At 63.9% G+C, this 9,826-nt stretch carries 19 protein-coding genes; 15 read left to right on the top strand and 4 right to left on the bottom strand.

The features are described from left to right. The 13 genes from AC3WPZ_RS26445 to AC3WPZ_RS26385 form a co-directional block, all read left to right on the top strand. Positions 1-76, top strand: a 76-nt coding sequence (locus AC3WPZ_RS26445; protein WP_198556962.1) for an EF-Tu C-terminal domain-related protein, incomplete at its 5' end; no start/stop codon positions are given. A gap of 9 nt (positions 77-85) precedes the next feature. Beyond that, positions 86-400, top strand: a complete 315-nt coding sequence (gene rpsJ, locus AC3WPZ_RS26440) for a 30S ribosomal protein S10 (RefSeq protein WP_056266806.1) — start codon at positions 86-88, stop codon at positions 398-400. Between the two features lie 199 nt (positions 401-599). After that, positions 600-1,274 carry a 50S ribosomal protein L3 gene (rplC, locus tag AC3WPZ_RS26435; protein ID WP_137918338.1) on the top strand — a complete coding sequence of 225 codons (675 nt, stop codon included), beginning with the start codon at positions 600-602 and terminating at the stop codon, positions 1,272-1,274. Continuing rightward, on the top strand, positions 1,274-1,894 hold the full coding sequence (gene rplD / locus AC3WPZ_RS26430) for a 50S ribosomal protein L4 (protein ID WP_291114572.1): 621 nt from the start codon (positions 1,274-1,276) through the stop codon (positions 1,892-1,894). Before rplC ends, rplD begins: the two co-directional genes overlap by 1 nt. Further along, positions 1,891-2,205 carry a 50S ribosomal protein L23 gene (gene rplW / locus AC3WPZ_RS26425; RefSeq protein WP_068174618.1) on the top strand — a complete coding sequence of 105 codons (315 nt, stop codon included), beginning with the start codon at positions 1,891-1,893 and terminating at the stop codon, positions 2,203-2,205. The genes rplD and rplW overlap by 4 nt, the downstream gene beginning before the upstream one ends. Positions 2,206-2,207: 2 nt before the next feature. Next, entirely contained in the window at positions 2,208-3,032 is an 825-nt protein-coding gene (rplB, locus tag AC3WPZ_RS26420; protein ID WP_291114567.1) for a 50S ribosomal protein L2, read from the top strand. Between the two features lie 12 nt (positions 3,033-3,044). Beyond that, a complete protein-coding gene (gene rpsS, locus AC3WPZ_RS26415) occupies positions 3,045-3,320 on the top strand; it encodes a 30S ribosomal protein S19 (protein ID WP_204735724.1) in 276 nt (91 codons plus the stop codon). Between the two features lie 9 nt (positions 3,321-3,329). Then, the gene (gene rplV, locus AC3WPZ_RS26410; protein ID WP_137918325.1) at positions 3,330-3,659 is read left to right on the top strand and encodes a 50S ribosomal protein L22; all 330 of its coding nucleotides are present in this window, start codon (positions 3,330-3,332) and stop codon (positions 3,657-3,659) included. Between the two features lie 15 nt (positions 3,660-3,674). After that, positions 3,675-4,550: a 30S ribosomal protein S3 gene (gene rpsC / locus AC3WPZ_RS26405; protein WP_291114559.1), complete on the top strand. Its 876-nt coding sequence runs from the start codon at positions 3,675-3,677 to the stop codon at positions 4,548-4,550. A 2-nt stretch (positions 4,551-4,552) separates the two neighbouring features. Continuing rightward, on the top strand, positions 4,553-4,969 hold the full coding sequence (rplP, locus tag AC3WPZ_RS26400; protein WP_066089098.1) for a 50S ribosomal protein L16: 417 nt from the start codon (positions 4,553-4,555) through the stop codon (positions 4,967-4,969). A 16-nt stretch (positions 4,970-4,985) separates the two neighbouring features. Further along, on the top strand, positions 4,986-5,192 hold the full coding sequence (gene rpmC, locus AC3WPZ_RS26395) for a 50S ribosomal protein L29 (RefSeq protein ID WP_291114553.1): 207 nt from the start codon (positions 4,986-4,988) through the stop codon (positions 5,190-5,192). 9 nt (positions 5,193-5,201) lie between these two features. Beyond that, positions 5,202-5,471: a 30S ribosomal protein S17 gene (rpsQ, locus tag AC3WPZ_RS26390; protein WP_291114550.1), complete on the top strand. Its 270-nt coding sequence runs from the start codon at positions 5,202-5,204 to the stop codon at positions 5,469-5,471. 128 nt (positions 5,472-5,599) lie between these two features. Beyond that, positions 5,600-6,112: a peroxiredoxin gene (locus AC3WPZ_RS26385; RefSeq protein WP_382322840.1), complete on the top strand. Its 513-nt coding sequence runs from the start codon at positions 5,600-5,602 to the stop codon at positions 6,110-6,112. Between the two features lie 66 nt (positions 6,113-6,178). Here AC3WPZ_RS26385 and AC3WPZ_RS26380 read toward each other — a convergent pair whose 3' ends face one another. Both AC3WPZ_RS26380 and AC3WPZ_RS26375 read right to left on the bottom strand, forming a co-directional pair. After that, positions 6,179-6,676 carry a GNAT family N-acetyltransferase gene (locus tag AC3WPZ_RS26380; protein ID WP_492442334.1) on the bottom strand — a complete coding sequence of 166 codons (498 nt, stop codon included), beginning with the start codon at positions 6,674-6,676 and terminating at the stop codon, positions 6,179-6,181. Positions 6,677-6,753: 77 nt separating this feature from the next. Continuing rightward, complete coding sequence (locus tag AC3WPZ_RS26375) at positions 6,754-7,422, bottom strand: cytochrome b/b6 domain-containing protein (RefSeq protein ID WP_382322841.1); 669 nt, start codon at positions 7,420-7,422, stop codon at positions 6,754-6,756. 150 nt (positions 7,423-7,572) lie between these two features. On the opposite strand from AC3WPZ_RS26375, the gene AC3WPZ_RS26370 reads away from it, so the two are divergent. Beyond that, positions 7,573-8,022, top strand: a complete 450-nt coding sequence (locus tag AC3WPZ_RS26370; protein WP_382163149.1) for a c-type cytochrome — start codon at positions 7,573-7,575, stop codon at positions 8,020-8,022. A gap of 72 nt (positions 8,023-8,094) precedes the next feature. Here the strand turns inward: AC3WPZ_RS26370 and AC3WPZ_RS26365 are convergent, their stop codons facing one another. Further along, positions 8,095-8,622 (bottom strand): TlpA family protein disulfide reductase, encoded by a 528-nt coding sequence (locus AC3WPZ_RS26365; protein ID WP_382163147.1) that lies wholly within the window; start codon positions 8,620-8,622, stop codon positions 8,095-8,097. A gap of 73 nt (positions 8,623-8,695) precedes the next feature. Between AC3WPZ_RS26365 and AC3WPZ_RS26360 the strand changes: the two genes are divergently transcribed. After that, complete coding sequence (locus AC3WPZ_RS26360; protein ID WP_382163146.1) at positions 8,696-9,400, top strand: DUF4197 domain-containing protein; 705 nt, start codon at positions 8,696-8,698, stop codon at positions 9,398-9,400. Between the two features lie 27 nt (positions 9,401-9,427). Here the strand turns inward: AC3WPZ_RS26360 and AC3WPZ_RS26355 are convergent. Then, positions 9,428-9,826: thioredoxin fold domain-containing protein (locus AC3WPZ_RS26355; protein ID WP_492442331.1), on the bottom strand; the 399-nt coding region annotated here is incomplete at its 5' end.

Here is a 9,826-nt window from a genome sequence, read left to right as displayed (position 1 = left end):
AGAAGGCCTGCGCTTTGCCATCCGCGAAGGCGGCCGCACCGTCGGCGCCGGCGTCGTCGCCAAAATCATCGCGTAAGGAGCGGGTATGTCCACCAAGCAAAAAATCCGCATCCGCCTCAAGGCTTTCGACTACAAGCTGATCGACAGCTCGGCCGCCGAGATCGTTGACACCGCCAAGCGCACCGGCGCGATCGTCAAGGGCCCCGTGCCCCTGCCGACCCGCATGAAGCGCTTCGACATCCTGCGCTCGCCGCACGTCAACAAGACCAGCCGCGATCAGCTCGAAATCCGCACCCACCAGCGTCTGATGGACATCGTGGACCCGACCGACAAGACGGTCGACGCCCTGATGAAGCTCGACCTGCCGGCTGGTGTGGACGTCGAAATCAAGCTGCAGTAAGTTTCTCGCTTGAGCACCGTCGGGCCAGTCGCCCGGCGGTGCTTGCAGAGAAAAAGCCCGCCGGTTATACTGGCGGGCTTTCCGGCTTCTGGTCGGAGATTTCGTGGTGCCGTTTGATCCTGAATCATCGGCCCTTAGCGCGGAGCCTCGGTTCCGCACCATCAGCCCCGGCCAATTGAAGTCGGGAACGGAGAAAACAATGAGTCTTAGCAACTCCCTCGGGTTGTTGGGTCGCAAGGTGGGCATGATGCGTCTGTTCACCGATGACGGGGACGCAGTGCCTGTCACGGTGGTCGATGTGTCGAACAACCGTGTGACGCAGGTCAAAACCCTGGCCCATGACGGCTACGACGCGCTGCAGGTCACCTTTGGTGCCCGCCGTGCCTCCCGCGTGACCAAGCCCGAAGCGGGCCACCTGGCCAAGGCCGGTGTCGAAGCGGGTGAAATTATCCAGGAATTCCGCGTCGCCTCCGACGTCGCTGCCCAGTACCAGCCCGGTGCCGTGGTGGCCCCCAATGCGATCTTCGCGGCGGGTCAGAAGGTGGACGTGCAAGGCACCTCGATCGGTAAAGGCTTCGCCGGCACCATCAAGCGCCACAACTTCAGCTCGCAGCGCGCCTCGCACGGCAACAGCCGTTCGCACAACGTGCCGGGCTCCATCTCCATGGCCCAGGATCCGGGTCGCGTGTTCCCCGGCAAGAAGATGACCGGGCACATGGGCGATGTGACCAAGACCATCCAGAACCTCGACATCGTGCGCGTGGACGAAACCCGTCAACTGCTCATGATCCGCGGCGCCGTTCCCGGCTCCAACGGCGGTTTCGTGACCGTGCGTCCCGCCATCAAGGCCAAATCCGGCAAGGGAGCAAACTGATGCAAGTTGAACTCCTGAACGACCAGGGTCAAGCCTCGTCCAACGTGGACGTGCCCGAGACCGTGTTTGGTCGCGACTACAACGAAGCCCTGATCCACCAGCTCGTGGTGGCTTATCAGGCGAACGCCCGTCAAGGTACGCGTGCACAAAAAGACCGCCAGATGGTCAAGCACTCGACCAAGAAGCCGTTCAAGCAGAAGGGCACCGGCCGCGCACGCGCCGGTATGACGTCTTCGCCGCTGTGGCGCGGGGGCGGTCGCATTTTCCCGAACAGCCCTGACGAAAACTTCACCCAGAAGCTCAACAAGAAGATGTACCGCGCCGGCATGGCGTCCATCTTCTCGCAGCTCGTGCGTGAAGGCCGTCTGGCCGTGGTCGATTCCCTGAAAGTGGACTCGCCCAAGACCAAGCAGCTGGCCGACAAATTCAAAGCCATGAACCTGCAATCGGTGCTGGTGATCGCCGAGGAAGTCGACGAGAACCTGTACCTGGCTTCGCGCAACCTGCCCAACGTGCTGGTGGTCGAGCCGCGTTACGCCGATCCGCTGTCGCTGGTGCATTACAAGAAGGTCATCGTCACCAAGGCGGCGATCGACCAGCTCAAGGAGATGTTCGCATGAGCGTCACGAAATACGACGAAGGTCGCCTGATGCAGGTCCTCGTGGCACCGATCGTGTCCGAGAAGGCCACCCAGGTTGCCGAGCAAACCAACGCCGTGATGTTCAAGGTGTTGCGTGATGCCTCCAAGCCCGAGATCAAGGCGGCCGTTGAACTGATGTTCAAGGTCCAGGTCAAGGGCGTTTCCGTGCTCAACCAGAAGGGCAAGTCCAAGCGCTTTGGCAAGACCGTCGGTCGTCGCGACCACGTTCGCAAGGCCTATGTGACGCTGATGCCCGGTCAAGAGCTGAACTTCGGCGGAGAGGGCGTTTAATCATGGCAGTCATCAAGATGAAACCGACTTCGCCAGGCCGTCGCGGCATGGTGAAGGTCACGCGTGACCAACTGCACAAGGGTGCGGGTTTTGCGCCCCTGCTGGAGCCCCAATTCCAGAAGGCCGGCCGCAACAACAACGGTCACATCACCACCCGCCACAAGGGCGGTGGTCACAAGCACCACTACCGTGTGGTCGATTTCCGTCGCAACAAGGACGGCATCCCGGCCAAGGTCGAGCGCATCGAGTACGACCCGAACCGCACGGCGCACATCGCGCTGCTGTGCTACGCCGACGGCGAGCGCCGCTACATCATCGCCCCGCGTGGCGTTGAAGTGGGCGCAACCTTGCTGTCCGGCTCGGAGTCGCCGATCCGCGTGGGCAACACCCTGCCGATCCGCAACATCCCGGTCGGTTCGACCATCCACTGCATCGAGCTGCAGGTCGGCAAGGGCGCGCAAATCGCCCGTTCCGCCGGCGCCTCGGCTGTGCTGCTGGCCCGCGAAGGCATCTACGCCCAGGTGCGCATGCGCTCGGGTGAAGTGCGCAAGGTCCACGTGGATTGCCGCGCCACCATCGGCGAAGTGTCCAACCAGGAACACAGCCTGCGCCAGTTGGGCAAGGCCGGTGTGAAGCGTCACATGGGCATCCGCCCGACCGTTCGCGGTACCGCGATGAACCCGATCGACCACCCGCACGGTGGTGGTGAAGGCAAGACCGGCGAAGGCCGCGCTCCGGTGGATCCGTGGGGCAACCTGACCAAGGGCTATCGCACCCGCAACAACCGCCGCACGCAGTCGATGATCGTCTCGCGTCGCAAGAAGTAAAGGGTTGACAACATGACTCGCTCACTCAAAAAAGGTCCGTTTGTCGACCATCACCTGTTGGCCAAGGTTGAAAAAGCCCAAGCCACCAAGGACAAAAAGCCCGTCAAGACCTGGTCGCGCCGCTCGATGATCCTGCCCGATTTCATCGGCCTGACCATCGCCGTGCACAACGGCAAGCAGCACGTGCCCGTGTACATCACCGATCAGATGGTGGGACACAAGCTCGGCGAGTTTTCGCTGACGCGCACGTTCAAGGGCCACCCGGCCGACAAAAAAGCGAAGAAGTAAGGACTAACCATGGAAACCCGTTCTATCGTTCGAGGCGTTCGCCTCTCGGTCGACAAAGGCCGACTGGTTGCCGACCTGATTCGTGGCAAGAAGGTCGACCAGGCCCTCAACATCCTGGCGTTCACGCAGAAGAAGGCCGCTGGCATCGTCAAGAAGGCTCTTGAGTCCGCCATCGCCAACGCGGAACACAACGACGGCGCCGACATCGACGAACTGAAGGTCAAGACCATCTACGTCGAGCAAGGCACCACGCTCAAGCGCTTCTCGGCCCGCGCCAAAGGCCGCGGCAACCGCATCAGCAAACCCACGTGTCACATCTACGTGACGGTTGGCAACTGAAGAGGTCACAGGAATATGGGACAGAAAATCAACCCCACCGGGTTCCGCCTCGCAGTTTCCCGCAACTGGGCCAGCCGCTGGTACGCGAGCAACCGTGACTTCGCCGGCATGCTGGCCGAAGACATCAAGGTGCGCGAGTACCTCAAGGGCAAGCTGAAGAACGCCGCCGTTTCGCGCGTCGTGATCGAGCGCCCCGCCAAGAACGCCCGCATCACCATCTACTCGGCGCGTCCGGGCGTGGTGATCGGCAAGAAGGGCGAGGACATCGAGAAGCTGAAGAAGGAACTGGCCGCCAAGCTGGGCGTGCCGGTTGCGGTCAACATCGAAGAAGTGCGCAAGCCCGAAATCGATGCCAAGCTGATCGCCGACAGCATCACGCAGCAGCTCGAGAAGCGCATCATGTTCCGCCGCGCCATGAAGCGCGCGATGCAGAACGCCATGCGCCTGGGCGCACAGGGCATCAAGATCATGTCGTCGGGCCGTCTCAACGGCATTGAAATCGCTCGTTGCGAGTGGTACCGCGAAGGTCGCGTGCCGCTTCACACCCTGCGCGCCGACATCGACTACGGCACGTCCGAAGCCAAGACCACCTACGGCATCATCGGTGTCAAGGTCTGGGTCTACAAGGGCGACACCCTGGGCCGCAACGATGCGCCCGTGGTGGCCGAGCCGCGTGTGGAAGAAGAGCGTCGTCCGCGTGGTCCGCGCCGCGAGCGTCCGGCAGGTCCTCCTGCCCGCGCCGCAGTTCGCCGCCCTGGCGCCAATGCCGCTCCGGCCGATGGCAGCGACAAGCCTGCCGAAGCCACCGGCACCGAAACCAAACCCGCCGTTAAGCGCGTTCGCAAAGACGCCGCGCCCGCATCTGCAGCTGCGGACGGCAAAGGAGAATAAACATGTTGCAACCTGCTCGCCGCAAGTTCCGTAAAGAACAAAAAGGCCGCAATACCGGCGTCGCCACCAGTGGCGCCACCGTCGCGTTTGGCGACTTCGGCCTGAAGTCGACCGATCGCGGTCGTCTGACGGCTCGCCAGATCGAGGCCGCACGCCGTGCGATCTCCCGTCACGTGAAGCGTGGCGGCCGCATCTGGATCCGCGTGTTCCCGGACAAGCCGATCTCCCAGAAGCCTGCCGAAGTCCGTATGGGCAACGGCAAGGGTTCGGTGGAGTACTACGTGGCCGAGATCCAGCCTGGCAAGGTGCTCTACGAAATCGTGGGTGTGCCCGAACAGCTGGCCCGCGAGGCATTCACGCTGGCGGCCGCCAAGCTTCCGTTGCGCACCACGTTCGTGACGCGCATGTTGGGTCAGTGATTCAGGAGAACACAAGATGAAAACTGCTGAACTGCGCCAAAAGGATGTGGCCGGCCTCGAAGCCGAAGTGAAGGCACTGCAAAAGGCCCATTTCGGTCTGCGCATGCAAAAAGCCACGCAACAACTCAACAACAACGCCACGCTGGGTGACACCCGCCGTGCGATCGCTCGCGCCAAGACCATCCTGGCCGAGAAGCAGCGCGCCGCCGCCGCGGCCAAATAAGGAGTGACCATGACGGAAGCTAAAACATCCCTCAAGCGCACCTTGGTTGGCAAGGTGGTCAGCGACAAGCGTTCCAAGACCGTGACGGTGTTGGTGGAGCGCCGTGTGAAGCACGAGCTCTACGACAAGATCGTGGCGAAGTCCAGCAAGTACCACGCTCACGACGAAAAGAGCGAGTACAAGATGGGCGACGTGATCGAGATCACCGAGAGCCGCCCGCTGTCCAAGACCAAGAACTGGGTCGCCACGCGCCTGGTGCAAAAGGCCGCGCTGGTCTGAGCCCCATTGCGTTGCTTGCAGCGCAGATCGAAAAAGCGACCGACAATCCGGTCGCTTTTTCTTTTTCCGGCCCGGCATGAACGGGCCTTCCAGCCACGGCCTGCGGGCCACACAACGAGGAGCACGACATGATCAAAGTGGGTGACAAGATTCCGGCGGCCACGCTGATGGAATACAGCGAAGTCGAAGGCAATGGCTGCAGCATCGGCCCGAACCCGGTGGACGTGCAGAAGGCGTCGGCGGGCAAGACGATCGCCGTGTTCGCGCTGCCCGGTGCGTTCACGCCGACCTGTTCCGCCAAGCACGTGCCGGGCTTTGTCCAGCACGCCGCCGACTTCAAGGCCGCGGGCGTGGACGAGATCTGGTGCCTGAGCGTGAACGACGCGTTCGTGATGGGCGCCTGGGCGCGCGATCAGAAGACGGGTGACAAGGTGCGCATGCTGGCCGACGGCAGCGCCGATTTCGCCAAGGCCACGGGCCTGACCCTGGACCTGACCGGCCGCGGCATGGGCCTGCGCAGCAACCGTTACTCGATGCTGGTCAAGAACGGTGTGGTGCAGTCGCTGAACGTCGAAGGCCCCGGCAAGTTCGAGGTGAGCGACGCCGACACCCTGCTGGCCCAGGCCAAAGCCGGCGCCTGATCCGCCACCCAAGAAAAAAGCCGCCGGTGTCGCCACCTGGCGGCTTTTTTGTGGGCGCTTGTCCGGCTAGAGATCGACCTTGAGGTAATGCGCACCCGGAATGGGGTTGTGGTAATACGGCGCCACCTCGACAAAACCCATCTCCTGGTACAGCGCGCGCGCCGTTTCCATGTCGCTCAGGGTGTCGAGCAGCATGGTGGTGTAGCCCGACAGCTGGCCGTCCGACAGCACGCGCTCCACCAGCAGGCGGCCCAGGCCGAAGCCGCGAAAGGCCGGGCGCACGAACAGGCGCTTCATCTCGCAGGCGTTGAGGTGGTCGGTGTTGTAGAGCGGGCGCATGGCGCAGCAGCCGGCGGGTTCACTGTCCACGCAGGCCAGCAGCAGCGTGCCCGCCGGTGGGGCGTAAGCGCCGGGCAGTTCGGCGAGCTCGGCGTCGAAGCCCTGGAAGCACAGGTCGATGCCCAGTCCTGCCTGGTATTCCAGGAAGAGCTGGCGAACGGTCTGCAGATCGTCGGGAAACTGGGCCGGTCTCAGCGAGATCACGGCGGTTCCGGTGTCGGTCATGGCGGTGGGGAGGGCGGGCGCGAGGCCCGGTGGGTGGCGTGGCTGCCACTATACGACACCATGGGCCGACCGCCGCCTCAGAAGGCGTTGCCCAGGCTGACCAACCAGCTCACCGCCGCGGCGCACAGGCCAAGCACCACCAGGGCCAGCAGGCGCGTGCCCGCCGTGTCGCGGGTGCTGGGCACGGGGACCGGCACCTGCTTGTCGCCCACCACCATGGGGCGCACGAGGCCCTGCTTCTTCACCCACTTGTAGTAGGCGATGGCCAGCAGGTGCAGGCCCACGAGCACGAAGACGATGAGCTTGCCGACTTCCTTGTGGTAACCGGTCGCCAGCGACACCGTTTCGCCCGAGACGAAGCGCACCAGCGGGCCGAAGAAGGCGATCTCGTCGTCGCTCATGAGACCGGTGCCCACTTGGGCGGCGAGGATCAAGAGGAGCGCGAAGACCGAGAGGGCCCCCAGCGGGCTGTGGCCCACCGAGTGCTCGGGCCGGCCCCGTCCCCGGAGGTAGGCCACCAGCGACGAGGGGGCATAGATGAAGCGGGTGAAGCGCGACCAGTGGCCGCCGATGAAGCCCCAGACCAGGCGGAACAGCAGCAGGGTCAACACCGCGTAGCCCAGGCGAAGGTGCCAGTTCATCCAGTTGCCGCCGATGCTGCCGGTGACGATCAGCCCGATGACGCAGGCCGCGAGCAGCCAGTGGAACAGACGGGTGGGCAGGTCCCAGACGCGGATGGTGTGCATGGTGATCGTGGAGGGTTGGATTCGGAATCGAGGAATAGAGAAGGTATATCGGAAAACGTTCCAGTGGAACTTTGGCCAATTCCCTACACTCCTGAGCGGGTGGCTCCCGGAGCCACGCCGCAACGCCCCACAACCTCCTCAGGAGTTTTCATGAAAATAATCGCTCCCCTCGCCTTGGCCCTGGCCTTCGGCACCCTGTCGGCACCCGCCTTCGCGCAATTCCAGAAGCCCGAAGACGCGGTGAAGTACCGCAAGGGCGCCTTGACCGTGATGGCCAACCACTTCAGCCGCATCGGTGCGATGGCCAACGGCCGCGCGCCCTTCGATGCCAAGGTGGCCGCCGAGAGCGCCGCGATCGTGGAGACCATGAGCAAGCTGCCGTGGGAAGGCTTCGTGCCGGGCACCGACAAGGGCGACACCGGCGCCTTGCCCGTGATCTGGACCGAACAGGCCAAGTTCAAGGAGAACTCGGAGAAGCTCCAGAGCGCCACCGCCCAGCTGGCGGCCGCCGCGAAAACGGGCAACCTCGACAGCGTGAAGACCGCGTTCGGCGCCACGGCCCAGACCTGCAAGGCCTGCCACGACGCGTTCCGCAAATAAGACGGATCGCCTCCAAACAAAAAGGCCGGGAACGATCCCGGCCTTTTTTCATGGAAGCTCGCGCGTGAAGGTTCAGGCCTGCTGGGCCAGCAGCTCTTCGATCAGCTTGTGCAGCGCGGGAAAATCGGGTTCCCCCACATAGCGTTTGACGATGCGGCCCTGTTTGTCCACCAGGTAGGTGGTGGGCGTGAGCTTGACGTCGCCCCATTGCTTGGCGATGTCGCCGGTGTTGTCCAGCGCGACCTTGAAGGGCAGCTGGCGCGACTGCGCGAAGTTGAGCACCCAGGCCGGCGGGTCGTACTCCATGGCCACGGCCACGGTCTCAAAGCCCTGTCCCTGGTACTTCTGGTACGTGGCGACGATGGAGGGCATTTCCTTCACGCAGGTGACGCAGGTCGTGGCCCAGAAATTCACCAGCGTGACCTTGCCCTTGAGGTCGGCGGTGGTGGCCTTGCTGCCATCGAGCAGCACGAAGGTGGATTCGGGCGCCGCGTCGCGGCCCGCGCAACCCGCCAAGCCCAGGGCGCCGAGGGCACCCAGCGCGGCGGCCGCTTGAAGGGTGCGCCGGCGGTGCTGGCCGCGGGGGCTGAGATCGGTCATTGTCTTTTCACTTCCCGGGGGCTACATTGCCCCACGTCATTCATTGAACAGCTTGCTTCCCGGAGGAACCGCCATGCAGCGCCGCCAGTTTACCCAGTCCACCACCGCGATGATCGGCCTTCTGGTCCTCGCCGCCCATCAGCAGGCCAGGGCCTTGTCCTTGGGCGATCTCACCGAAGGCGACGCCAGCCAGGGCATCAAGGTGGCCTTGGAAAAGGGCGCGCTGGCCGCGGTGGCCTTGCTGGGCAAGACGGATGGATTCCTGGGCAACCCAAAAGTTCGGATTCCCTTGCCCGGATTTCTCGAGGATGCGTCCAAGCTGCTCAAGATGACCGGCCAGGGCAAACGGGTCGACGAACTCGTCACCAGCATGAACCGGGCTGCCGAGGCGGCCGTGCCGATGGGGCGCGATGTGCTGGTGGGGGCGGTGAAGTCCATGAACGTGACCGACGCAAAGAACATCCTGGGCGGGGGCGACAACGCCGTGACGCAGTTCTTTGCTGAAAAAACGCGCAGCCCGCTGGGCGAGAAGTTCCTGCCCATCGTGACCAAGGCCACCGAGAAGGTGGGTCTGGCCAACCAGTACAACAAGGTGGCTGGCAAGGCCGCGGGCATCGGGCTGGTCAAGTCGGAAGACGCCAACATCCAGCGCTACGTCACCGGCAAATCGCTCGACGGGCTCTACACCATCATTGGCGAGGAAGAGCGCAAGATCCGCCAGGACCCGGTGGGCACCGGCAGCGCCATCCTGAAAAAGGTCTTTGGCGCCTTGAAGTAAGCGCCTCCTTGCGATACTTTTTCGAAATTACTTGAGCTTCTGCCTGGCCTCGGCCAGGCGGGCCTCCAGGTACTCACCGTAGAAGTCGGGCACCGCAATGCCGACCAGGCGCTCGGCGAGTTCCCGCCCGTCCGGGCCGAAGAACAGCACCGTCGGCGTGAAGCGGGCCTTCCACGCCCGGGCCAGCTCGGCCGGCGTGCTCAGTTGCCCATCAAAACCCTGCAGGTTGCCGGTGCGGTCCATCACGTCGATCTGCACCGCGTGGACCTTGCCCTCGCGCCGCATGGGCAGCAGGTAGTGGTTGCGCACGATGGCGCAATAGGGGCAGCCGGTCAGCGTGGTCATCACCACCAGAGGCTCGCCGCGGGCGGCCGCGGCTTGCGCGGCACCGCGCAGCGAGGTGGGGGTGGGCAAGGCCTGCGCGGC

It is taken from the genome of Hydrogenophaga sp. FW305-3-2-15-A-LB1 (assembly GCF_058787875.1).
This window is presented reverse-complemented; position numbering and strand designations above follow the sequence as displayed.